Below are 22,987 nucleotides of genomic sequence, written 5' to 3' on the forward strand. Positions count from 1 at the left end.
GAATCATCAGGATTATCCATGAGCCACTCCAAACCCCGCATCGCCCTGATCGGCGAGTGCATGATCGAACTGCAACAACGCGCCGACGGCAGTCTGCAGCAGAGCTTCGGCGGCGACACCCTGAACACGGCGGTCTACTTGTCACGCGCCTTGGGCGACAGGGCGGCGGTGGACTACGTCACCGCCCTGGGCGACGACAGCTTCAGCGATGCCATGTGCCGGAGCTGGGCCGAGGAGAACATCGGCCTGGAACGAGTCCAGCGCCTGCCCGGCCGCTTGCCGGGTTTGTATTGCATCCAGACCGATGCGGCCGGTGAGCGCCGGTTCCTGTACTGGCGCAACGAAGCGGCAGTGCGCGATTGCTTTACCACGCCGGCCGCCGCGCCGATCCTGGCGGCGTTGCCGGATTACGATGTGCTGTATTTCAGTGGCATCACCCTGGCAGTGCTTGGCGAGCAGGGACGCAGCAAGCTCATCGAAACCCTGATCGAAGCCCGTCGGCGAGGCGCCCTGGTGGTGTTTGACAACAACTATCGGCCAAGGCTATGGGCCTCGGTCGACGCCGCCCGCGCGGCCTACCGCAGTGTATTGCCTTATGTGGGGCTGGCGCTGCTGACGGTGGACGACGAGCAGGCGCTGTTCGGACATGCCGACAGCGAAGCGGTGTTCGCCGCCTACGAAGAGCTCGGCACCCCGGAAGTGGTGCTCAAGCGCGGTGCCGAGGCGTGCCTGATCCGGTGCGATGGCCAATCGTATGAAGTACCGGCCCAGTTGGTCGAACGAGTGGTGGACACCACCGCGGCGGGGGACTCGTTCAGCGCGGCCTACCTGGCGCGCCGTTTGATGGGCGGGAATCCGGTGGAGGCCGCCGAGGCCGGGCATCTGTTGGCGAGTCGGGTGATCCAGGTGCCGGGGGCGTTGATTCCCCGGTCATGAACCACCGCAGAGCCTCCTGTGGGAGCGAGCCTGCTCGCGATGGCAGTGTGTCAGTCACCATCAATATCAACTGACCCACCGCTATCGCGAGCAGGCTCGCTCCCACATGTGACCTGCGTTGGGCCCGATATCAATCCCGATAAAACACCTGCACCAGGTGATACCCGAACTTGCTCTTGATCGGCCCATGTACCACCCGCAGTGGCTTCTTGAAGATCACCGCATCGATCACGCCGACCATCTGCCCCGGCCGCACTTCACCCAGGTCGCCGCCGCGTTTGCCGGAAGGGCAGGTGGAGTATTTCTTTGCCAGCACATCGAACGCTTCGCCCTTGGCGATGCGTTGTTTGAGCTGTTCGGCTTCTTCGGCGGTTTTCACCAGAATATGGCGGGCTTGGGCTTTCATCGCAGCGGTGACCTGAACAAAAGGGAGCGATTATGCCTCAACTCAGGAGGCATGGTTGATCATCGTCCGAATCTTGTTCGCCAGCAAATCGAGGGTGAAAGGCTTGGCGACCATGTCCATGCCCTGTTCCAAGAAGCCCTGGCGTTCGGCGGCTTTCTGCGCATAACCGGTCATGAACAGCACCTTCAGATCGGGCCGATGCTGGCGGGCGATTTCCGCCAGTTGCCGGCCATTCATGCCGGGCAGGCCGACGTCGGTGACCAGCAGGTCGATGCGCTGGTCCAACTCCAGCAGCGGCAGGGCAGCGTTGGCGTCTTCGGCTTCAAGGGCGGTATACCCCAGCGCCTGCAATAGATCGAGAACCAGCATCCGCACCGCCGGGTCGTCTTCCACCAGCAATACGGTTTCGCCTGCGATAGCCGCCGGAGCCTCCATAGCCGCGGGCTGTGTCGATTGTTCGACGGGTGCTACGTGCAGCCGCGGCAGGTACAACTGCACTCGTGTGCCCTGGCCCGGTACGCTGTCCAGGTTCAGTAGCCCACCTGACTGTTGGGCAAAGCCGTAAATCATCGACAATCCCAGGCCGGTGCCCTGGCCGATGGGTTTGGTGGTGAAGAATGGATCGAAGGCCTTTGCCAGCACGGACGGGGTCATGCCGCTGCCATTGTCGCTGACGGCAATCATCACGTAATCCCCGGCCTTGACCGGTTCCAGGGTGCTGATGTCGCTGCCGTCGAGGTAGATATTGGCGGTTTCGACGGTCAGTTCACCGCCATCGGGCATGGCGTCCCGAGCGTTGATCACCAGGTTGAGCAGGGCGTTTTCCAACTGGCTGGCGTCGGTGCTGACGGACCAAAGCTCATCGGCCAGTTGCAGGCGCAGCGCGATGTGATCACCGGTGGTGCGACTCAGCAGGTCTTCCAGGGACAGGACCAGGTTGTTGGCGTCCAGCGGTTTGCGGTCCAGAGACTGGCGCCGGGAAAAGGCCAACAGCCGGTGGGTCAGGGCCGCTGCGCGATTGGCCGATGACACCGCCGCTTCGGTGAAGCGTCCGATCTCATCGGCACGGCCGTTGGCGATGTAGCGCTGCATCAGGTCCAGGCTGCCGAGGATGCCGGTGAGCATATTGTTGAAATCATGGGCGATGCCCCCGGTGAGCTGGCCCACGGCTTCCATCTTCTGGGCATGGCGCAGCGCTTCTTCGGCGCGTTCGCGTTCGAACATTTCGTTCTGCAGGCGGTGATTGGCTTCGGCCAATTGCTGGGTGCGGGCGATCACCCGTTCTTCCAGGGTTTCGTTGAGGTTGCGCAGGGCTTCCTCAGTTTTCTTGCGCTCGGTTTCGTCAATCACAAAGATGTAGAAACCATTCACGGCACCGTCCGCGCCATGACGGGGCAGGTAGTTGGTCAGCGCATGCCGCGGCCGGCCGTCGCGGTGGTCCGACTGGACAGCGAAGCTGCACGACTTGCCCGCCAGGGCCGCGGCAATCTGTTCGGCGCGGGCCGCATAGCCTTCCTCGCCGATCACTTCGCGAATGGTCTTTCCATAGAGTTCCTGCGGGGTCAGCCCGAACCAGTCCAGGTAGGCGCTGTTGTTCAGGCGGAAACGTTCTTCGCGGTCCACATAGCTGATGAGGATCGGCATGGCGTTGATGATCAGCTGCAGCTCGGTCTGGCTCTGGCGCAGGGCCTGTTCGGCGCGCTTGCGCTCGGTCAGGTCCAGAGCCGCGCCGAGAAAGCGCTTGGGCCGGCCGTGGCGATCCTTGTAGCAGCGACCGCGCACGAAGACCCAGCGCAGTTCGCCGTCGGGCTGCAGCAGGCGGTACTCCTCGGCATATTCGGTGCCGTGGGTGATGCAGTGCTTGATGCTGCGGGCGACCATAGCCCGATCTTCGGGGTGTACGCCTTCGAGGTAGGCACTGATGGGCAATTGCCGTGACAGACTGGGATCGACACCGTGCAACAGGGCGAAATGCGCATCGGCGATGAAGCGGTCTTCGCTGATATCCCAGTCCCAAGTGCCCAGGGCATCGGCAGCCGCCAAGGCCAATTGCAGACGCTCTTCGCTTTCCTGCTGGGCCTTGAGGCTGGCTTCGGAGCGGCGTTCGAACTCCAGGGCCAGGCGTCGCCGCTCGCTGGTCTCGATGGCGGTGATCAGGATGCCGGCCACGGCACCGCCTTCGTCACGCACGGGGCTGTAGGTCAGGTCCAGCCAGAGGTCGCAAAGGCGGCCGGCAAAGGGCAGGCGCCATTGCTGGTCGCGGCTGGTGTGTGTGCGGCCTTGCAACACGTTGTGGTAAATCGGTGCGCTGACGCTTTTGAGTTCAGGCCATGCCGTGTGGGTTGGCTGGCCGAACGCCTGGGGATGTTTATCACCGGCCAGTCGGGAAAAGGCGTCGTTGTAGAAGTGGATCAGTTGCGGCCCCCACAGCAAGGCCATCGGCATCGGCGAGTGCAGCACGATGTCCACGGCGGTGCGCAGGCTCTGGGGCCAGGTTTGGACAGCGCCCAGCGGGCTGGAACTCCAGTCCCGTCGGTCGATCAGGCGCTGTGTGCCGCTGCTGGCGGGTGTTGCGTTCATCACGGAATCCCTGGGTGGCGTGTCACGTCGACTATCCTCTGAAGGAGGTAAGCGCGGGTTGGTCTGCAGAGGTACGTGCTCGGGTCAGCTTGTTTCATTGATATCTCGCGGAAGTTTCAGTCCATGGAAATCGATCCCTTGTTACGCATCCTGGCCAGCCAGGAAGGCTCCGATCTTTACCTGTCCACCGGGGCACCGCCCTGTGCAAAATTCGAGGGTGTGCTCAAGCCCCTGGGCAACCAGGCGTTCAAGGTCGGTGACATCGCCGGGCTCGCCGAGTCTCTGATGGACGCCGAACAACGCCTTGAGTTCGATCGGGAATTGGAAATGAACCTGGCCATTTCTCTCTCGGGTGTCGGGCGCTTCCGGGTCAATATCTTCAAGCAGCGCAATGACGTGTCCATGGTGATCCGCAACGTCAAGCTGGACATCCCGCGCTTCGAGGACCTGAAGCTGCCCAGGGTGCTGCTGGATACCATCATGCAAAAGCAGGGGCTGATGTTGTTCGTCGGCGCGACAGGGTCAGGCAAGTCCACCTCCCTGGCGGCGCTGATCGATTATCGCAATCGCAACAGCAGCGGCCACATCATCACCATCGAGGACCCGGTGGAGTATATCCACCGGCACAAGAAGTCGATCATCAACCAGCGCGAGGTCGGTGTCGACACCCGCAGTTTCCATGCCGCCCTCAAGAACACTTTGCGCCAGGCACCGGATGTGGTGCTGATCGGCGAGATTCGCGACCGGGAAACCATGGAACACGCCCTGGCTTTTGCCGACACAGGGCATCTGGTGATTTCTACCTTGCATGCCCACAACGCCAATCAGGCCCTGGACCGGGTGATCAACTTCTTCCCGGAAGAACGCCGGTCGCAGCTGTTGAGCGACCTGGGCAACAACCTCCAGGCATTCGTGTCCCAGCGCCTGGTGCGCACCCGTACCGGCCAGCGCCGGGCGGCGGTGGAGGTCATGCTCGGCTCGCCCACGGTGGCCGATCTGATCCGGCGCAACGAGCTGGGCGAACTCAAGGGCATCATGGAGAAGTCGGAAGAACTGGGCATGCAGACCTTTGACCAGGCCCTTTTCAACCTGGTAGTCGAAGGGGTGCTCGATGAGGAAGAAGCCCTGAAGAATGCCGACTCGGCGAACAACCTGCGGCTGCGGTTGAAACTGCATGCCGAATCGGGCGCCGCGCCTGCGGCCGATCCGGCGGCGGGGGAGTGGGGGTTGATGGATTGATGGGGTTTTGCACATTCCCTGTGGCGAGGGGATTTATCCCCGCTGGGCTGCGCAGCAGCCCCCAATCCCATCAATACAAGTCTGTCTAATACACCGCGGTGTCTGGATTCAGGGCTGCTGCGCAGCCCAGCGGGGATAAATCCCCTCGCCACAGAAAGCGGTTTTGTGTGGTGCCTAGGAGGTAAGCTCCGGCCGATCCCGAAACTGCTCCAGCGCCTCCGGGTTGGCCAGGGCGTCGGTATTTTTCACCGCTTCGCCGTGCACCACATTGCGTACCGCCAACTCCACCACCTTGCCACTGATGGTTCGCGGAATGTCGCTGACCGCGAGGATCTTCGCCGGTACATGACGCGGCGTGGTGTTGGCCCGGATGACTTGGCGGATCCGCTGTTCCAGGGGGGCATCCAGGACCACGCCCTCTTGCAGACGCACAAACAGCACCACCCGCACATCGCCCTGCCATTGCTGGCCGATGGCGACACTGTCCAGCACCTGTTCGACCTTTTCCACCTGCCGATAGATTTCCGCCGTGCCGATGCGCACGCCGCCAGGGTTGAGCACGGCATCGGAGCGGCCATGGATCAGGAAGCCGCCATGGGGCAGTTCCTCGGCGTAATCACCTTGGGCCCACACGCCGGGAAACTGGCTGAAGTAGGACGCTCGCAGTTTTTCCTGCCGGGGGTCGTTCCACAGACCAACGGGCATCGCCGGAAAATGCCGAGTGCATACCAGCTCACCTTTCTCACCGATGACTGCCTGCCCGGCCTCGTTCCAGACCTGTACCGCCATGCCCAGGCTCTTGCCCTGCATCTCGCCGCGGCGCACTGCCGAAAACGGGTTGCCGTTGACGAAGCACGACACGATGTCGGTGCCACCGGACATCGACGCCAGGCAGACGTCTGGCTTGAAGTCGCGGTACACATAGTCGTAACTATGGGGCGCCAGCGCCGAGCCGGTGGACAGCAGGGTCCTGAGGCTGCCCAGGTCGTGGCTCTGTCGAGGCTTCAAGCCCTGGCTCTCCAGGGCGGCCAGGAATTTTGGGCTGGTGCCGAACACACTGATGCGCTGCTGGTCGATCAGGTCCAGCAAGCGCTCGGGGCCGGGGTGGAACGGTGAGCCGTCGTAGAGCACCACCGCACTGCCAACGGCAAGGGCAGACACCAGCCAGTTCCACATCATCCAGCCGCAGGTGGTGTAGTAGAACAGCCGATCCTCGGGGCCGAGGTCGACGTGCAGGCCATGTTCCTTGACGTGTTGCAGCAGTACCCCGCCGGTGCCATGGACGATGCACTTCGGTACGCCGGTGGTGCCGCTGGAGTACAGGATGTACAGCGGATGATCGAACGGCACGGCGACGAATTGCGGCTCGCCACCGGCTTGGTAGAACCCGTCCCACAGTGCGACGCTGGCCGGAGTCGTGAAGTCTTCGGCGCAGGCATCCGGCTGAGCATAGGGCAGCACGATGAGTTGCTGCAGCGACGGCAGCCGTTCGAGGATCTCGTTGACCTTGGGCCGTTGGTCGATGACCTTGCCGGCGTAGCGATACCCGGCGCAGGTGATGAGCACCTTGGGTTCGATCTGGCCGAAGCGGTCGATCACTCCCTGGGTGCCGAAATCCGGCGACGAACAGGACCAGATCGCCCCCAGGCTGGTGGTGGCGAGCATGCCCACCAGGGTTTGCCAGGTGTTGGGCATGCACGCGGCGACGCGGTCGCCTTGGGTCACACCGGCCGCTTGCAGGCTTTTCTGCAGGCCGGCGACGTGGGTCGCGAGTTCAACCCAGGTCAGATGTTCCTGGCCGCCGTTTTCGTCGATGGCAACCACCGCCACCGCGGTATCGCGACGTTGCAGCAAATGTTCGGCAAAGTTCAGCGTCGCCCCTGGGAACCACCGGGCGCTGGGCATCTGCGCGCCTTCCACCAGTACCTCGGTGGGCGCTTGGTGAAAGCGGATCCCGAAGAAATCGACGATGGCCTGCCAGAAAGCTTCGCGCTGGTCGATGCTCCAGGCGTGAAGGGCGGGATAGTCGCTGAGTTGCAGATGATGCCGTTCGTTGACGAACTGGCGAAAGGCGTTCATGCGCGACCGGGCGATGCGTTCAGGGCTGGGTTGCCAGAGGATGTCGGACATGGCGTATCTCTTATTCTTTATGTACACGCAAACTATAGAGCGAGCCGGAGCTTCCGGGATCAACTTCCTGTGGGAGCAAGGCTTGCCCGCGATGAGGTCGATACGGTTCACCTTGGAATCGAGATACCTTCATCGCGGGCAAGCCTTGCTCCCACAGGGTTCACACAGGTTACTGGGCCAACCACCCACCATCGATATTCCACGCCGCGCCGCGCACCTGGCTGCCGGCTTCGCTGCACAGGAACAGCACCAGTTCCCCCAGTTGCGGTGGGGTGACGAACGCCAGCGACGGCTGCTTCTCGGCCAGCAGGTCATGCTGGGCCTGTTGCGGGTCGATGCCGCTGGCGATGCGATCATCGATCTGTTTCTGCACCAGCGGAGTCAGCACCCAGCCCGGACAGATGGCATTGCAGGTGACGTTGCTGGTGGCGGTTTCCAGGCCAACCACTTTGGTCAGGCCGATCACCCCATGTTTGGCTGCGACATAGGCGGCCTTGCCCACCGAGCCGACCTGGCCGTGTACCGAGGCAATATTGACGATCCGCCCCCAGCCCTTGCTGCGCATGCCCGGCAGGCTCAGGCGGGTGGCATGAAACACCGAGGACAGGTTGATGGCGATGATCGAGTCCCAGCGCTCCACCGGAAAATCCTCCACCGCGGCCACATGCTGGATGCCGGCGTTGTTCACCAGAATGTCGACCCCGCCGAACTCCCGCTCGGCATAGGCGAGCATGTCGGCGATCTGCGCCGGATCACTGACGTCGGCCGGATGATGGCCAACCCTGCCGCCGAACTGTTGTACTTCGGCGACCACTGCCGACGCATCGCCGAATCCATTGAGGATCAAATCGGCGCCGGCCTTGGCCAGGACCAGGGCAATGCCCAGGCCGATGCCGCTGGTAGAACCGGTGACCAGGGCGGTCTTGCCGGAAAGAGTTGTCGTCATAAGCACCTCATACAATACCAGTGGCGTAGAACACACCGATCACCACGAAAACCGCGAGGGTCTTGATCAGCGTAATGCAGAAAATGTCTTTGTAGGCTTCACGGTGGGTCAGCCCGGTCACCGCCAGCAGGGTGATCACCGCGCCGTTGTGCGGCAGGGTGTCCATGCCGCCGCTGGCCATTGCCGCTATCCGGTGCAGCACTTCCAGGGGAATGTTGGCGGCGTGGGCGGCATTGATGAAGGTTTCGGACATCGCCGCCAGGGCGATGCTCATGCCTCCCGATGCAGAACCGGTGATGCCAGCCAGCAGCGTCACGGTCACGGCTTCATTGACCAGTGGGTTGGGAATGCTCTTGAGCCAGTCGGCCAGCACCAGGAATCCCGGCAGCGAGGCGATGACCGCGCCGAAGCCGTATTCCGAGGCGGTATTCATCGCCGCGAGCAGCGCACCACCCACCGCACTCTTGCTGCCTTCGGCCAGCTTGCTGCGAATGGCCCGGAAGCCGAACAGCAAGACCATGATGATGCCCACCAACAGCGCGGCCTGAACCGCCCAGATCGCAGTGAGCTTGGCGACGTCGCTGGTCACTGGTGTTGCCATCCCCGGCAGCGCCAGGCTGTGGGTCTTGCCGTACCACTGGGGGATCCACTGGGTGAACAGCAGGTTCATGATGCCGACCGCCAGCAGCGGCGAAACGGCGATCCACGGGTTGGGTAACTGGATGTCCTCCGCTGTTTCCGGCTCGTTGCGCAATTCGCTGCCGTAGCCTTCGCCCACGCGCTGGGCCTTGTTGCGCTGGCGTTGGAGGAACAGCATGCCGACGCTGAACACGAACAGCGTGCCGATCACCCCCAACCACGGCGCGGCCCAGGCAGTGGTGTTGAAGAAGGTGCTGGGGATGATGTTCTGGATCTGCGGCGTGCCGGGCAGGGCGTCCATGGTGAAAGAGAACGCACCGAGAGCGATGGTGGCCGGGATCAGGCGCTTGGGAATATTGCTCTGGCGGAACATCTCGGCGGCGAACGGGTACACCGCAAACACCACGACGAACAGCGACACGCCGCCATAGGTCAGCAGGGCGCAGACCAGCACGATCACCAGCATCGCCTGGCGCGTGCCCAGCAGGCGAATCGCCGCGGCCACGATGGAGCGGGAGAAACCCGACAACTCGATCAGCTTGCCGAACACCGCGCCGAGCAGGAACACCGGGAAGTACAGTTTGATGAACCCGACCATTTTCTCCATGAACACCCCGGTAAAGGCAGGGGCGACGGCGGAGGGGTCGGTGAGCAGGACGGCGCCGAGGGCGGCGATGGGCGCAAAGAGGATGACGCTGTAGCCACGGTAGGCGGCAACCATCAGCAGCGCGAGGGCTGCCAAGGCAATGATCACACTCATGGTGTGTCTCCTGGATTGTTATTTTTGTGGTGAAGCGGTGGGAGGGCTTTAGCGAGTTTTGTGCCAGGTTGGTAACTTGTTGAAATATATGATGTTTCTTGTTTGGCTTGAGGAGATACGGAGAGTGCTGTCTCTTTTTTGAGATTTTTTGATTCGAATGGCCTTATCGCGAGCAGGCTCGCTCCCACAGGGGAATGCGGTCATCTGTGGGAGCGAGCCTGCTCGCGATGAGCGCGAAGCGCTCGGAAGGAATTGTCTACAAAAAGAGAATGTGTTTCTCTCTATTGAGACTCGGCAATCCCCAGCGCCACCATCTTCTTGTACAGCGTCGACCGCCCCAGCCCCAGCCGCTCAGCCGCTTCGATCACCTTGCCGTCGCATTGCGCGAGGGTGGTTTCGATCAACTGCCGGTCGAATCGCGCCCGGGCCTGGCTGAAGGTTTCCTGCGGCAGCAATTCCAGGCTTGGGTTGGTTGTCCGGGTGACCGGTGAGAACGTGCCGATGGCCGCGCGGATGTCGGCGGCGGTGAGCAGCAGGTTATCGCTGAGCAGCGCGGCCCGCTCCAGCACGTTGCGCAACTCGCGGATGTTGCCCGGCCAGGCGTGTTGCCCCAGCAGGTCGAGAGCATCGGGGTTCAGTTCGTGCTGGCTGCGCAGGTCTTCGAGGATTGCTTCGCTCAGGGCCGGCAGGTCATCCAGGCGCTCGCGCAGGGGCGGGACCTGGATAGGCAACACATTGAGGCGGTAGTACAGGTCGGCGCGGAACTCGCCGCGTTTGATCGCCGCTTCCAGATCCATTGACGTGGCAGCGATTACGCGGACATCGCTTTGCAGCACCTCGTTGGAGCCCACCGGTTCATATTCCTTTTCCTGCAGCACGCGCAGCAGTTTGCTTTGCAGCGGCAAGGGCATGTCGCCGATCTCATCGAGGAACAACGTGCCGCCCTGAGCGATCTGCAGCTTGCCGGCGCGGCCCTTGCGGTCAGCCCCGGTGAACGCTCCGGGGGCCGTGCCGAAGAACTCGGCTTCCAGCAGCGATTCCGGAATCGCCGCGCTGTTGATGCTGACGAATGCCTTGTGCGCCCGTGGCGAGGCGCTGTGGATCGCCTGGGCCAGCAACTCCTTGCCGGTGCCGGTCTCGCCGAGCAGCAGCACCGGAGAATCGGTACTGGCGCTGCGTCGGGCGCGGCGCTTGACCTCCAGCCCGGCACTGCTGGTGCCAATGAAATGGGCGAAGTTGTACTTGGTTTGCCGTGCCCGCAGCAGCGAACGGGTCGAAACCAGTTCTTCCTGCATGCTTTGGTAGCGCTTGAGCATCGGCGACAGGCTGTGCAGTTCACCGAACAGGGCAAAACCGATGGCGCCGATTACCGCACCGGCGCTGTCGTGGATCGGTAGGCGCATCACCACCAGCGGCTCCTTGGGCATCTCCTGCATATCGAGCAATATCGGTTGTCCGGTACGCACCACCTCCCGCAGCAGGCTGCCGGGGATCACGCTTTCGCAGGCTCGTCCGATCGCTTCCTGTGCCGAGTTCAGGCCGAAGCGCCGGGCGTAGCGTTCGTTCATCCAGACGATGTTGGCGTCACGGTCGACGATGACCGTTCCTTCGCTGGATTGCTCGATGATTTCGAACAATGAACGAATCGCCAGGGTGCGTACGCGCTGGTAATCCTTGAGGTTTTCGGTGGGGCGCATCGGGCATTCCCAGAAAGAGGTGGGGGTATGGCGTCCTCTGATGAGTCTGTTGCCAGCGGCATTATGCCGTAGACGCAGCTGACGCGTCGCGACTCGGTCGAGAGTCCCTGAGGGTCGTGGTATCAATAAGGGGGAAGTTGTACATTTGATTTTGTCTTGTACATTTTTTTGGATGTCCCATGAACCCATTCAATTCTCGCAAACTCACGCTTTCCAAATGGACTGCCTGTGCACCGGTTAATCGAGAGAAGCATTTCCTGGTCATCAGGCTCCTCTGCGACGAGCTCGGCGTGCCGCTGCAAGTCGAACTGCAAGCGGTACACAGCGGGCGCACGGAGCTGCTGGACTGGCGCGAATTGCGAGATGACAAGCGGTGGCGCATTGGCTGGAAATGAAAGAGACCGGGCGGCCGAAGGCGCGCCGCTGGTCACATAAAAATTGTACAGAAATAAAAATCTGTACAGTTATTTTGCGGTCATGGCTTAATGGCATCTCTCCAGCGAAAAGACGCCTGCGTCTTCAGGTGGCTCGATCCACGCATCCAACGTTCCGGAGTGGTGCCCATGTTCATTCGTACGCGCAAGCATCAGCAGGCCTTGCACGAAATTCAGGCCAGGCAGGCTTACCTTGAAGCGCAGTGCCATGCCTTGCATGCCTCAATGGCCGTGCTCGAGCTCGCACCGACAGGTGAAGTGCTGGGCGCCAGTCCTCTGTTCCTGCAAATGACTGGATACTCGCTCGACGAGATTCTGGGCAAGCCTCACCAGACATTTTGCGCCCCGGCGTACGCCCGCAGTCCAAAGTATGCAGCGCTGTGGCAGCGCTTGTTGCAGGGGGCAAGTGCCAGCGATCGGTTTTTGCAGCTTGCCCGCGAGGGACACGGGGCCTGGGTGGAAGCGGATTATGTTCCGGTGCGCCAGGCGAATGCAGGCGTACAGCGCATTATTTGCATTGTTCGCGACGTTACCGATGAGGTGCTTCGCTCCCAGGCCGAATCCAGCTTCACCCAGGCGATTGACCGGTCGATGGCGGTCATCGAGTTTGATCTGAACGGGCAGGTGGTGAGTGCCAACGCGAATTTCCTGAAGGTAATGGGGTATGGCCTGGAAGAAGTACGCGGCCAGCATCACCGTCTCTTCTGCTCGTCCAGCGAAGCGCAGAGCGAAGCCTATCGCGGCTTCTGGGCCGGGCTGAACCGGGGCGAGTACATGGGAGGGCTTTTCCAGCGAGTTGACAAGCGCGGCGCGACCGTCTGGCTGCAGGCCACCTACAACCCGCTCTATGATGCCCAGGGCCATCTGTATGGGGTGGTCAAGTTCGCCACCGATTGCACCGCAGAGATTGAGCAACGTCAGAGCGAATCGAAGGCGGCGCAGTTGGCCTTCGAGACGTCCCGACAGACCGATGAGCACACTCGGCTTGGCACCGCCGTCGTGCAAAAAACCGTGACCGTCGTGCAGAGCATCGCCGATGAACTCCAGGCTGTGGCAACGGGCATAGGGGCTCTGAGCGCGCAGTCCGAGGAAATTGGCAGTATTGTCGATGCCATCCGGGGCATTGCTGAACAGACCAACCTGCTGGCCCTCAATGCCGCCATTGAAGCTGCCCGCGCGGGGGAGCAAGGGCGCGGCTTCGCGGTCGTGGCCGATGAGGTACGCAACCTGGCCCGGCGTACGAGCCAGGCCACCGTCGCCATCACCGAGGTGGTCGGCAAGAACCGCGAACTCGCCAGGCAAGCGGTCACCAGCATGCAGTCGAGCACCCTCAAGGCAGAACAGGGGGTCACATTGGTGAACGAGGCAGGCGCGGTGATCCTGGATATCCACCGGGGCGCGCAACAGGTTGTGACGGTGATGGGTAATTTCGCCAACACCCTGGACCAGCGACGGAGCGCCTGAACCGCGGAGAAAGACTGGCCCGCGGGTTATGCGGGATGTGCCGCCGCCAGTAGCTCTCTGGTATAGGGGTGACGTGGCGACTCGAAAAGTTCATGACTTGCCCCTTGCTCGACCACCTTTCCGTCCTTGATCACGATCATGTCGTGGGCCAGGGCGCGCACCACCGCCAGGTCATGGCTGATGAACAGATAGGTCAGGCCGTACTTTTCCTGAAGTTGGCGAAGCAGGGTGACCACCTGTTTCTGCACGGTACGATCCAGCGCCGACGTGGGCTCGTCCAGCAGGATCAAGGCCGGCTTGAGCACCAGGGCCCGGGCAATGGCGATGCGCTGGCGTTGGCCACCGGAAAATTCGTGGGGGTAGCGGTGGCGACTCTGTGGATCGAGACCGACTTCCTTGAGGGCCTGAATTACCCGGGCCTCGCATTCCTGGGCGCTGGATGGGCTGTGAACCTCAAGGCCTTCGCTGATGATCTGCTGCACCGACATCCGCGGGCTGAGGCTGCCGAATGGATCCTGGAACACCACCTGCATCTGCTTGCGCCACGGTCGCAGCTCTTTCTGCGACAGGGCGTCGAGGGCCTGACCCTGGAAGCGGATACTGCCTTCGGATTCGATCAGCCGCAGAATCGCCTGGCCAAGGGTGGACTTGCCGGAGCCGGACTCACCAACGATGCCCAGGGTCTTGCCACGCTGGACTTTCAGGCTGATGCCGTCGATGGCGTGCAGGTATTCCTTGCGCCGGAACAATCCGCCGCCCAGGGCAAAACTCACCCGCAGGTCCTGGACCTGCAGCACGTCTTCGCGCTCGTCCCGGGGCGGGGCTTCACCTTCCGGCTCGGCGTGCAGCAGTTCACAGCTGTAGGGGTGCTTCGGCGCGCTGAACAGGGTTTCGCAGGGCGCCTGCTCGACGATTTCCCCGGCCTTCATCACGCACACCCGCTGGGCGATGCTGCGCACCAGGTTCAGGTCGTGGCTGATCAGCAACAGGGACATGCCCAGCCGTTGCTGGAGGGATTTGAGCAACAACAGGATCTTGCGTTGTACGGTGACGTCCAGCGCGGTGGTCGGTTCGTCGGCGATCAACAGCTCTGGTTCGCAGGCCAGGGCCATGGCAATCATCACCCGTTGACGCTGGCCGCCGGAGAGCTGATGCGGGTAGGCCTTGAGGCGTTCGACGGGTTTCTGGATGCCCACCAGGGCCAGCAGTTCCAGGATGCGCTGGCGTGCCGCTTTGCCGCCCAGGCCTTTGTGCAGCATCAGGGTTTCGCCGATCTGCTTTTCGACGCTGTGCAGCGGGTTCAGGGAGGTCATCGGCTCCTGGAAGATCATCGCGATGCGGTTGCCGCGCAGCTTGCGCAGGGTGCTGGTTTGGGTTCCGACCAGCTCCTGGCCGCGATAGCGGATACTGCCGGTGGTACGGCTTTCGGTTGGCGGCAGCAGTTGCAGGATCGAATGAGCCGTCACCGACTTGCCGGAACCCGATTCGCCCACCAGGGCCAGGCACTCGCCGGGGCGGATGTCCAGGCACAGGTTGCGCACGACGGCGTGGTCATCGAAGGCCACGCTCAAGTCGCGGATTTCGATCAGGTTGTCATGCGCGTCCGGATCAGGACCTGGGATCGAATGCATCACGCAACGCCTCGCCAATAAACACCAACAGGGAAAGAATCAGGGCCAGGGTGAAGAATGCCGTCAGCCCCAGCCAGGGTGCTTGCAGGTTCTGTTTGCCCTGGGCAATCAGCTCGCCCAGAGACGCGCTGCCGGCCGGCATGCCGAAGCCGAGAAAGTCCAGGGCGGTGAGGGTGGAAATCGCTCCGGTGAGGATGAACGGCAGATAACTCAGGGTCGCGTTCATCGCATTGGGCAGGATGTGCCGCACGATTACCTTGCGGTCGGTCAGGCCTAGGGCCCTGGCGGCCTTGACGTATTCGAGGTTGCGCCCGCGCAGGAACTCGGCGCGGACCACGTCCACCAGGGCCAGCCAGGAGAACAGCGCCATGATCCCCAGCAGCCACCAGAAATTCGGTTCGACGAAACCGGACAGGATGATCAGCAGATAGAGCACCGGCAGCCCGGACCAGACTTCCAGCAGGCGTTGCCCCAACAGATCCACCCAGCCGCCGTAATAACCTTGCAATGCCCCGGCGGTGATGCCGATCAGGGCGCTGATGGCCGTCAGTGCCAGGGCGAACAGGATCGACACCCTGGCGCCGAAGATCACTCGGGCCAGCACGTCCCGGGACTGGTCGTCGGTACCCAGCCAGTTCACGGAGGTAGGCGGGCTCGGGGCCGGTTGATTGAGGTCGTAGTTGGGAGTGTCGTCGCTGAACGGGATCGGCGGGAACAGCATCCAGCCGCCGTCCTTGTGAATCAGATTCTGCACGTAGCTGCTGCGGTAGTCGGCCTGGAACGGCAGCTGGCCGCCAAATTCCTGTTCGGTGTGGCGCTTGAACACCGGGAAATACAGCGAGCCCTGATAACTCACCACCAGCGGCTTGTCATTGGCGATCAGCTCGCCGCCCAGGGTCAGGATGAACAGGCCGATGAACAACCACAGCGACCACCAGCCGCGGCGGTTCTTCTTGAAACGCTCGAAACGCCGTCGGCCCAAGGGCGAGAAACCGAACATCAGGCGTTCCTCGCGGCGAAGTCGATGCGCGGGTCCACCAGGGTGTAGCAGAGGTCGCCGATGAGTTTGATCAGCAAGCCGAACAGCGTGAAGATGAACAGCGAGCCGAACACCACAGGATAGTCCCGGGATACGGCTGCCTCGTAGCTCATGCGGCCCAGGCCATCGAGGGAAAAGATCACCTCGATCAGCAACGACCCGGCGAAGAACACGCTGATGAAAGCCTGGGGAATTCCCGATACCACCAATAGCATGGCGTTGCGGAACACGTGGCCATACAACACCCGTCGCTCGCTCATGCCCTTGGCCCGCGCCGTGACCACGTATTGGCGGGTGATTTCATTGAGGAACGAGTTCTTGGTCAGGATGGTCAGGGTGGCGAAGCCGCCGATCACCAGTGATGTGACCGGCAGCACCAGGTGCCAGAAATAATCAGTGATCTTGCCCAGGATTGACAGCGATTCGAAGTTGTCCGACACCAGCCCGCGCACCGGGAACCAGTTCAGGGGAGTTCCGCCCGCGAACACCACGATCAGGAACATCGCGAAGAGGAATGCTGGCATGGCGTAGCCGATGATGATCGCCGTGCTGCTCCAGACATCGAAGGCCGAGCCGTGATGCACCGCCTTGCGGATGCCCAGCGGGATCGACACCAGGTAGGTGATCAGCGTGGCCCACAGCCCCAGGGAAATGGTCACCGGCATCTTTTCCAGGATCAGGTCGGTGACCGTGGCGCCACGGAAGAAGCTCTTGCCGAAGTCCAGGCGGGCGTAACTGCTGAGCATCAGCCACAGGCGTTCATGGGCCGGTTTGTCAAAGCCGTATTGTTTCTCGATGTCCTTGATCAGTTGCGGGTCCAGGCCGCGGCTGGCCCGGGAGCTGGCGGTCATGGCATTGCCCGAGCTGCCGACGCTGGCGCCGCCAATACCCTGCAGGTGGGCGATGGCCTGTTCCACCGGGCCACCCGGGGCAGCCTGGACGATGACGAAATTGACCAGCAGGATGATCACCAGGGTCGGAATGATCAGCAGCAGGCGTCGCACTACATAGGCCCACATCAGTGACGTCCTCCAGAGCTGCCACGCCTGATTCGCTCGGCGGTCATCTGCTCATTGGTCAACGGTGTGGTGCTGACTTCCCACCAGCTTTCGATTGCTTCGTCATTGGCGGCCTGCACCTTCGGCATGCCGAAGCGGTTCCACCACACGGTCGAGCTGCCCGGTGGGTAGTAGTTGGGAATCCAGTAGTAATTCCATTGCAACACCCGGTCCAGGGCGTGGGCGTGACGGAGCATGTCGTCCTGGGTGGTGGCCTTGACCAGCCCGTCGATCAGAGTGTCGACGGCGGGGTTCTGCAGGGCCATGTAGTTGTTGGCGCCCGGGTCGTTGGCCGCCGCCGAGCCGAAGTAATTGTAGAGTTCGATGCCGGGCGAGGTGCTGACCGGGTAGCCGGTGACAATCATGTCGTAGTCACGGCTCATCAGGCGATTGACGTACTGGGATGGGTCGATGCGACGGATGCTCATGTCAATGCCGATCTGCGCCAGGGTGCGCTTGTAGGGCAGCAGCAGGCGATCCATGCCGTTCTGGCTGTTGAGGAAGGTGAAGCTCAGCGGCTCGCCTTCGGCATTGACCAGGCGATCACCGTCGGGTTTCCAGCCGGCCTGCTCCAGCAGCGCCAGGGCTTGCAACTGCTTGTCGCGAATCACGCCGCTGCCGTCGGTCTTCGGGGCCTGGAACACCTGGGTGAAGACCTCTTCGGGGATTTTTCCGCGCAACGGTTCAAGGATCTCCAGCTCGCTGGCATCGGGCAGCTGTCGGGCGGCCAGGTCCGTGTTGGAGAAAAAGCTCTGCTGACGCACATAGAGGTTGCGCATCATCTGCCGGTTGCTCCATTCGAAATCCCAGAGCATCGCCAGGGCCTGGCGTACGCGGCGATCCTGGAACTGCGGTTTTTGCAGGTTGAACACGAAGCCCTGGGCGATCTGCGGGGCTTCGGTGGCCAGGTGGGCTTTCTGCAGGCGCCCGTCGCGCAGCGCCGGGCTGTCGTAGCCGATAGAGAAGCCTGTGGCAGAGAATTCGCGGTTGTAGTCGTAGGCGCCGCCGCGCAGCACCTGGCGCGCCACATCAGTGTCGCCGAAGTACTCGATGCTGAAATGGTCGAAGTTATAGAGCCCGCGGCTGACCGGCAGGTCCTTGCCCCACCAGTCGGCGTTGCGTTCGAAGGTAATGCTGCGTCCGGAATCCACCTTGCCGACCCGGTATGGCCCACTGCCCAGCGGCGCTTCATAACCGCCTCCGCTGGCAAAGTCGCGGGTTTTCCACCAGTGCTCGGGAAATACCGGCAGGGTGGCGATGTCCAGGGGCAAGGTGCGGCTTTCGTTGTTCTTGAAATCGAAGCGAACGGTGCGCTCGCCTTCGACTTCGACGCCTTTAACGGCCGCGAACTGGGTGCGATAGCGCAGGCTGCCCTGGGTCATCAGCAGGTCGAAGCTGTAGCGCACGTCCTCGGCTGTGATGGGCTTGCCGTCGGCGAATCGGGCCTTGGGATTCAGGTAGAAGCGCAGGGACAGGCCGTCGCCTGCGCGCTCCATGCCCTGGGCGACCAGGCCGTACACGGTGTAGGGCTCATCCAGGGAGCGCTGGGCCAGGGGGGAATACAGCAAACCGTCGATCTGGCTGACCCCGATGCCTTTGTCGATGTAGGGCAGCAGGTGGTCGAACTGGCCGATCTCGATGGCCGAGCGGCGCAGGGTGCCACCCTTGGGGGCCTGGGGGTTGGCGTAGGCGAAATGGCTGAAGCCCGCGGGGTATTTGGCCGGTTCGCCGTAGACAGTCAAGGCATGTTGCGGTGCGGCAGTCACGCCTGCGGCGCCTGTCAGCAGGAGCGCGGCAGTCAAGAACAGTGAGGAAAACGCCAGTCGCATTGTCAGCCTTAACGCCGGGTAGTCGATGACCACGATTTGTACGCGAGCGGCGCGCTGGTCGCCAGTCCTGTGGTCAGAGGTGTGGCGAGGAGATTGCTGTGGCGAGGGAGCAGCTCCCTCGCCACCGTTACCCTCAGTCCTGGCGGCTGGTCACTTCCAGCAGGTGATAGCCGAACTGGGTCTTGACCGGGCCCTGCACCACGTTGATCGGCGCGCTGAACACGACGGTGTCGAACTCCTTGACCATCTGGCCTGGGCCGAACGAACCCAGGTCGCCACCCTGACGGCTGGACGGGCACGACGAGTTGGCTTTCGCGACTTCGGCGAAATCGGCACCGGCTTCGATCTGAGCCTTGAGTTCGTTGCACTTGTCTTCGCTGGAAACCAGGATGTGGCGGGCAGTGGCTTTGGCCATGGGAAATTCCTTTCAATGGATTTAAAGGGAGTGAGCCTACCGGAATCATTAAAGGGTTTGTTGTCAAAAATGCGTCAAAACCTTGAACCTGCCGATCACAGGCCTGCTTTGCGCAGGCGTTCGGCGTGCCGCACATAAAGTTCCAGCGGGGTTGCCCCCTTGTGCGCGTACCCTGACGGTTGATTGATGGCCTGCATATGATCCATCGGATAGTCGGAGCGGATGACCTTGCCCAGATGCGAGCTGAAACGACCCACCAGGCCATCGTTCTGTCCGGCTTCAGTAATGAAGTACTCGGAAAACGCCCGACAGAATGCCTGGTAAGGGGGCGTTGCCTCGGGTCCTGCGCCGGGTATGTCTTGCAACGTGCCGCTCCAGGAGTAGTAACGCACGCCGTTGACCTGATCCGGTCCTTTGCTCCCCCAACTCCTGGGCAAGCCTTGCGGGTATTTGTCATTGAATGCGCCCACGCCTTCGGTGGTCAGTGCCGCCAATGCGGCGATGGCGTTGTGTGGTAGCTGTGCCTGGCCGCTCAACAATGAAATGAAGTCGACAAATAACGTGGCGACTCTGCTTGCGACATGCTCCGGCAGGCGCCCGGGCGTGAGGGCCTTGCGCAGGAAGTCGGCCAGTTCGGAGCCGTGGTTGGGGCCGCTGACCGACGTCACCGAGGCGACCTTCGTGGGTGCCAGTGCGGCGGCGTAACGGGACGCCAATGCACCTTGGCCATGTCCGATCAGGTTGACCCTTGTGGCCCCGGTTCCGCTCAGGACCCGATCAATCTGGGCCAGTAACTCTTCACCCCGAGCCTCATTGGCGTAGGTTGCCGACAGGTAGGGAATGAATACCCGTGCACCGGCGCGGCGCAGTGCCTGCTTGATGCCTTGGAAAAGTTCGGAGCCTGCGACCCTGTCAAACCCGAACAAACCGTGTACCAACAGGATAGGAAATTGAGTGGTTGCATTCCGTTGCATGTTCGTACCTTTTTCGAAGAGGTTCATGTTGAATTTGCGACACCACTGTAATGCAGGCTCCTGCCCTGGGGTGTAGGAAGAAACCGCTGTGGCCGACCGAAAACGGACTAGAGAAGGCCGGAAGAATCAGAAAAGTGGCCGAATGATGTGTTTGGTTTCGGGATGCTTCTGATAGGCCCCGTTGCATGCAGCTACAGTCTCAAGAGCAAGGGGACCACCCACGCTGTCGTCTTGTCTGACTGCGAGCCTGCGAGGAGCGGGGTTTAATGGTTCTATCTGGCGCCGTCAGGAGAAGGCGTCTTCATCCAAGGACTGGAATCCATACATGACCACTGACCCATTTGGCCGGCGAGCCCGGCTTAGCGCTCGGACTAAACTCCGAGCCCCCATCCTGGCGGCAGCGAAGGGCGGGGTGATCAACCCGGCCTGGAGTAAGGTTGCCATCACCCTCAAACCCTATCCGTTGATGACGTGCGGCGATGAGGTCCTGCTGTTCTGGCATGGGCTCAATTCGGACGGTGAGCCGTACCGGCATGAAATACGCAGGTCCATCACGGAGCGACAGGTCGGCCGGGACGTCATCTTCGTCGTGCGCGAACCCCACATCGCCGAGCTGGACGGCGGCTCGCTGGAGATCTTTTATCAAGTCACCGGTAAACGACTTCCGGCGCCCATGCATTCGGAGACCCTGCAACTGGTGATCGGTGACGTAGCGCCGCAACTGTTGCCGGCCATTGCCACAGATGCGGTGGGCGGCAGTCTCGATCCGAAGCGTGTCCCCGAGGGCACCTGCGTGACCATTCGGCCCTATTCAAGAATGGCTGTCGGGGACCGGTTGATCCTGATCGGCAGCAGGGACTCCAGGGCACTCTGGCGTGACGTGCTGGACATCGAAGCCCATGCCGTCGGTCGCGAGGTCTCGTTCTGGATAGATCATGCGCTGATCGCCCCGCATCAGGGGCATCACCTGGACCTTTCTTACGTCGTCAGGCGCGGGCATTCCGTACGCCGTGCCGAGTCCTTGTCGCTGCATATCGGCCCTCTGGTCCGCCCGCCGCTGAAAGCGCCCCGGATCCTGGGTCTGAAGGAAGGAGGGCTGAATGTCGACGAACAGGAGAAAGGGGTGAGCGTGATCATCGAGACCGCCGGCTTCGAGATTGGCGAGTTGGTCTGGCTGCAATGCGATGGCAGCTATGCCTATGTCGGCGAGCGCGAAATCGTCCCGGCCAACGTCGGTCAGCCGATGACCTTCGTAGTCCCGGCGGACTATTGGCAGAGTCAACAAGGCAGATCGGTGCGCGTTCGCTATCAGGTCGAGCGCCTGGACGATGTGAGCCAGCCTTTCGCCGGGGTCGAGGTGCATGTGCGCTCCAGGAGCGCCCTCCCGAAGGAGGGCGCGCACGAAGCTCAGTTGGCCGATAGCAACTGACGATGGGCCTGGCGCAGCAGTTGCTCGGTGGATGCCCAGCCCAGACACCCGTCGGTCACCGATACGCCGTAGCGCATTGACGGGCTGATGGGCTGGCAGCCTTCGAACAGATGGCTCTCGATCATCATGCCGATCAACGAGCGGTTCCCTTGCAGCCGCTGCGCCAGCACGTCATTGAATACCTCTGGCTGGCGCGAGGGATCCTTGCCGCTGTTGGCGTGACTGCAATCCACCATGATCCGGGCCGGTATTTTCAGACGGCTCAGGTCGCTGTGTATCTGCGCGACGCTCTGGCGGTCGTAGTTCGGGCCGCGGTGTCCACCCCGCAGCACCAGGTGAGTGTCGGGGTTGCCCTGGGTCTGGATGATTGCAGGGTGTCCTTGGCTGTCGACGCCGAAATGCCGGTGGGGATGGGCGGCGGAGCGCATGGCGTCGCAGGCGATCCCGACGCCGCCGTCGGTGCCGTTCTTGAAACCGACGGGCATGCCCAGGCCGCTGGCCATTTCCCGGTGGATCTGCGATTCGGTGGTGCGTGCGCCAATAGCGACCCAACTGAGCAGGTCGTCGAAGTAGTTGGCGGCCATGGGTTGCAGCAGTTCGGTGGCGACGGGCAGGCCCAGCTGCAGCATTTCACGCATCAGATCCCGGGACAGGGTCAGGCCGGCGGCCATGTCATCGCTGCCATCCAGATCGGGGTCGTAGGCCAGGCCTTTCCAGCCCACCGTCGTGCGGGGCTTTTCCACATAGGCGCGCATCACCAGCAGCATGCGGTCGCTCACCTCGTGGGCCAGACGAGCCAGGTTGGCGGCGTATTCGAGGGCGGATTTAGGATCGTGGAGGGAGCAGGGCCCCACGATGACCAGCAGGCGAGCGTCCTCACCGTCGAGGATTGCACGAATGGCCTGGCGATGGGCGTCGACTTGTTGGCTCAACCCGTGGCTGAGGGGCAGTTGGTGTTTGAGCTGCAACGAGCTGGGCAGACGCAGGGTCAGGGCTTCATTGGCAGGGTTGAGCGTGGACAGCGGCAAAGCAGAGACGGACGAATTCATGATCTGGCTTCCTGGGCGGGCAGCGGGTTCGTTCCCGCGCCGGCCCTAGTGGGGTGTTCGACAGTTGGCCGTACTGGCCTCAAGTGTTTGCATGCCACCGATAGGTGACCGATCGGAGGCGGCAGGCTGTCCCGAGCGGAGGCTGGTAAATCGCCAGGCGCAAAAGTCGTAACGGTAATAAGTGGTGTAATTCATGGCTCGATCCTCAAAGTTGTTGGTGTTGCAAACGTACAGGGCTGAAAAAACAAAACCCCCGGTCGGGAGGCCGACCGGGGGTTTATGAACTCTGGAAGGCGACCCGTTTAAAGTGGGCGCCGGTTGGGTATCAGGCG

17 protein-coding genes and 2 pseudogenes are annotated in these 22,987 nt (G+C 62.1%); 6 read left to right on the forward strand and 13 right to left on the reverse strand.

Translation table 11 applies throughout. From position 1 onward, the window contains the following. The first annotated feature begins 18 nt into the window (after positions 1 to 18). Positions 19 to 936: a sugar kinase gene (locus AD665_RS07735; RefSeq protein WP_053191594.1), complete on the forward strand. Its 918-nt coding sequence runs from the start codon at positions 19 to 21 to the stop codon at positions 934 to 936. A 130-nt stretch (positions 937 to 1,066) separates the two neighbouring features. Here the strand turns inward: AD665_RS07735 and AD665_RS07740 are convergent, their stop codons facing one another. Together AD665_RS07740 and AD665_RS07745 are read right to left on the reverse strand one after the other, a co-directional pair. Then, positions 1,067 to 1,342: a peptidylprolyl isomerase gene (locus AD665_RS07740; protein WP_003182808.1), complete on the reverse strand. Its 276-nt coding sequence runs from the start codon at positions 1,340 to 1,342 to the stop codon at positions 1,067 to 1,069. 42 nt (positions 1,343 to 1,384) lie between these two features. After that, positions 1,385 to 3,922 carry a hybrid sensor histidine kinase/response regulator gene (locus AD665_RS07745; protein ID WP_053191595.1) on the reverse strand — a complete coding sequence of 846 codons (2,538 nt, stop codon included), beginning with the start codon at positions 3,920 to 3,922 and terminating at the stop codon, positions 1,385 to 1,387. Positions 3,923 to 4,045: 123 nt separating this feature from the next. Here AD665_RS07745 and AD665_RS07750 point away from each other — a divergent pair, with 123 nt between their 5' ends. Beyond that, a complete protein-coding gene (locus tag AD665_RS07750; RefSeq protein WP_053191596.1) occupies positions 4,046 to 5,161 on the forward strand; it encodes a PilT/PilU family type 4a pilus ATPase in 1,116 nt (371 codons plus the stop codon). A 174-nt stretch (positions 5,162 to 5,335) separates the two neighbouring features. Here AD665_RS07750 and AD665_RS07755 read toward each other — a convergent pair whose 3' ends face one another. The 4 genes from AD665_RS07755 to AD665_RS07770 form a co-directional block, all read right to left on the reverse strand. Next, complete coding sequence (locus AD665_RS07755) at positions 5,336 to 7,291, reverse strand: acetoacetate--CoA ligase (RefSeq protein ID WP_053191598.1); 1,956 nt, start codon at positions 7,289 to 7,291, stop codon at positions 5,336 to 5,338. A gap of 169 nt (positions 7,292 to 7,460) precedes the next feature. Next, positions 7,461 to 8,237: a 3-hydroxybutyrate dehydrogenase gene (gene hbdH, locus AD665_RS07760; protein ID WP_053191600.1), complete on the reverse strand. Its 777-nt coding sequence runs from the start codon at positions 8,235 to 8,237 to the stop codon at positions 7,461 to 7,463. A 7-nt stretch (positions 8,238 to 8,244) separates the two neighbouring features. Next, positions 8,245 to 9,636: a GntP family permease gene (locus tag AD665_RS07765; RefSeq protein ID WP_024781229.1), complete on the reverse strand. Its 1,392-nt coding sequence runs from the start codon at positions 9,634 to 9,636 to the stop codon at positions 8,245 to 8,247. Positions 9,637 to 9,917: 281 nt separating this feature from the next. Further along, positions 9,918 to 11,333 (reverse strand): sigma-54 interaction domain-containing protein, encoded by a 1,416-nt coding sequence (locus tag AD665_RS07770; RefSeq protein ID WP_053191602.1) that lies wholly within the window; start codon positions 11,331 to 11,333, stop codon positions 9,918 to 9,920. A gap of 179 nt (positions 11,334 to 11,512) precedes the next feature. Between AD665_RS07770 and AD665_RS07775 the strand changes: the two genes are divergently transcribed. From AD665_RS07775 to AD665_RS28110, 3 genes and pseudogenes are all read left to right on the forward strand, one after another. Beyond that, complete coding sequence (locus tag AD665_RS07775; protein WP_053191604.1) at positions 11,513 to 11,728, forward strand: TIGR02450 family Trp-rich protein; 216 nt, start codon at positions 11,513 to 11,515, stop codon at positions 11,726 to 11,728. Positions 11,729 to 11,896: 168 nt separating this feature from the next. Further along, a pseudogene (locus AD665_RS28105) lies at positions 11,897 to 12,676 on the forward strand (PAS domain-containing protein); the annotation flags it as partial. Positions 12,677 to 12,784: 108 nt separating this feature from the next. Continuing rightward, positions 12,785 to 13,231 (forward strand): annotated as a pseudogene (locus tag AD665_RS28110) (methyl-accepting chemotaxis protein); the annotation flags it as partial. 26 nt (positions 13,232 to 13,257) lie between these two features. Here AD665_RS28110 and AD665_RS07785 read toward each other — a convergent pair. The 6 genes from AD665_RS07785 to AD665_RS07810 form a co-directional block, all read right to left on the reverse strand. Then, positions 13,258 to 14,862: an ABC transporter ATP-binding protein gene (locus tag AD665_RS07785; RefSeq protein WP_053191607.1), complete on the reverse strand. Its 1,605-nt coding sequence runs from the start codon at positions 14,860 to 14,862 to the stop codon at positions 13,258 to 13,260. Further along, entirely contained in the window at positions 14,840 to 15,862 is a 1,023-nt protein-coding gene (locus tag AD665_RS07790) for an ABC transporter permease (protein ID WP_053191609.1), read from the reverse strand. Before AD665_RS07790 ends, AD665_RS07785 begins: the two co-directional genes overlap by 23 nt. Beyond that, positions 15,862 to 16,920 carry a microcin C ABC transporter permease YejB gene (locus tag AD665_RS07795; RefSeq protein WP_053191611.1) on the reverse strand — a complete coding sequence of 353 codons (1,059 nt, stop codon included), beginning with the start codon at positions 16,918 to 16,920 and terminating at the stop codon, positions 15,862 to 15,864. The genes AD665_RS07790 and AD665_RS07795 overlap by 1 nt, the downstream gene beginning before the upstream one ends. Continuing rightward, entirely contained in the window at positions 16,920 to 18,788 is a 1,869-nt protein-coding gene (locus tag AD665_RS07800; protein WP_053191613.1) for an extracellular solute-binding protein, read from the reverse strand. Before AD665_RS07800 ends, AD665_RS07795 begins: the two co-directional genes overlap by 1 nt. A gap of 133 nt (positions 18,789 to 18,921) precedes the next feature. Then, positions 18,922 to 19,203, reverse strand: a complete 282-nt coding sequence (locus AD665_RS07805; protein ID WP_016774509.1) for a peptidylprolyl isomerase — start codon at positions 19,201 to 19,203, stop codon at positions 18,922 to 18,924. Between the two features lie 95 nt (positions 19,204 to 19,298). Further along, entirely contained in the window at positions 19,299 to 20,177 is an 879-nt protein-coding gene (locus tag AD665_RS07810; protein ID WP_053191678.1) for an esterase/lipase family protein, read from the reverse strand. A 325-nt stretch (positions 20,178 to 20,502) separates the two neighbouring features. On the opposite strand from AD665_RS07810, the gene AD665_RS07815 reads away from it, so the two are divergent. Next, positions 20,503 to 21,606, forward strand: coding sequence for a hypothetical protein (locus AD665_RS07815; protein ID WP_231995043.1), 1,104 nt, complete (start codon positions 20,503 to 20,505; stop codon positions 21,604 to 21,606). Here AD665_RS07815 and AD665_RS07820 read toward each other — a convergent pair. Continuing rightward, complete coding sequence (locus tag AD665_RS07820) at positions 21,585 to 22,655, reverse strand: 3-deoxy-7-phosphoheptulonate synthase (protein ID WP_053191616.1); 1,071 nt, start codon at positions 22,653 to 22,655, stop codon at positions 21,585 to 21,587. The genes AD665_RS07815 and AD665_RS07820 overlap by 22 nt on opposite strands. Positions 22,656 to 22,987 lie beyond the last annotated feature (332 nt).

This window comes from Pseudomonas corrugata, from assembly GCF_001269905.1.
Classification (GTDB): Bacteria; Pseudomonadota; Gammaproteobacteria; order Pseudomonadales; family Pseudomonadaceae; genus Aquipseudomonas; species Aquipseudomonas corrugata.

Excerpts from the sequence above, each read along its gene's own strand:
- AD665_RS07735 (WP_053191594.1), top strand. The coding sequence starts at position 19 with ATGAGCCACTCCAAACCCCGCATCGCCCTGATCGGCGAGTGCATGATC.
- AD665_RS07740 (WP_003182808.1), bottom strand. The coding sequence starts at position 1,342 with ATGAAAGCCCAAGCCCGCCATATTCTGGTGAAAACCGCCGAAGAAGCC.
- AD665_RS07745 (WP_053191595.1), bottom strand. The coding sequence starts at position 3,922 with ATGAACGCAACACCCGCCAGCAGCGGCACACAGCGCCTGATCGACCGA.
- AD665_RS07750 (WP_053191596.1), top strand. The coding sequence starts at position 4,046 with ATGGAAATCGATCCCTTGTTACGCATCCTGGCCAGCCAGGAAGGCTCC.
- AD665_RS07755 (WP_053191598.1), bottom strand. The coding sequence starts at position 7,291 with ATGTCCGACATCCTCTGGCAACCCAGCCCTGAACGCATCGCCCGGTCG.
- hbdH (WP_053191600.1), bottom strand. The coding sequence starts at position 8,237 with ATGACGACAACTCTTTCCGGCAAGACCGCCCTGGTCACCGGTTCTACC.
- AD665_RS07765 (WP_024781229.1), bottom strand. The coding sequence starts at position 9,636 with ATGAGTGTGATCATTGCCTTGGCAGCCCTCGCGCTGCTGATGGTTGCC.
- AD665_RS07770 (WP_053191602.1), bottom strand. The coding sequence starts at position 11,333 with ATGCGCCCCACCGAAAACCTCAAGGATTACCAGCGCGTACGCACCCTG.
- AD665_RS07775 (WP_053191604.1), top strand. The coding sequence starts at position 11,513 with ATGAACCCATTCAATTCTCGCAAACTCACGCTTTCCAAATGGACTGCC.
- AD665_RS07785 (WP_053191607.1), bottom strand. The coding sequence starts at position 14,862 with ATGCATTCGATCCCAGGTCCTGATCCGGACGCGCATGACAACCTGATC.
- AD665_RS07790 (WP_053191609.1), bottom strand. The coding sequence starts at position 15,862 with ATGTTCGGTTTCTCGCCCTTGGGCCGACGGCGTTTCGAGCGTTTCAAG.
- AD665_RS07795 (WP_053191611.1), bottom strand. The coding sequence starts at position 16,920 with ATGTGGGCCTATGTAGTGCGACGCCTGCTGCTGATCATTCCGACCCTG.
- AD665_RS07800 (WP_053191613.1), bottom strand. The coding sequence starts at position 18,788 with ATGCGACTGGCGTTTTCCTCACTGTTCTTGACTGCCGCGCTCCTGCTG.
- AD665_RS07805 (WP_016774509.1), bottom strand. The coding sequence starts at position 19,203 with ATGGCCAAAGCCACTGCCCGCCACATCCTGGTTTCCAGCGAAGACAAG.
- AD665_RS07810 (WP_053191678.1), bottom strand. The coding sequence starts at position 20,177 with ATGCAACGGAATGCAACCACTCAATTTCCTATCCTGTTGGTACACGGT.
- AD665_RS07815 (WP_231995043.1), top strand. The coding sequence starts at position 20,503 with ATGACCACTGACCCATTTGGCCGGCGAGCCCGGCTTAGCGCTCGGACT.
- AD665_RS07820 (WP_053191616.1), bottom strand. The coding sequence starts at position 22,655 with ATGAATTCGTCCGTCTCTGCTTTGCCGCTGTCCACGCTCAACCCTGCC.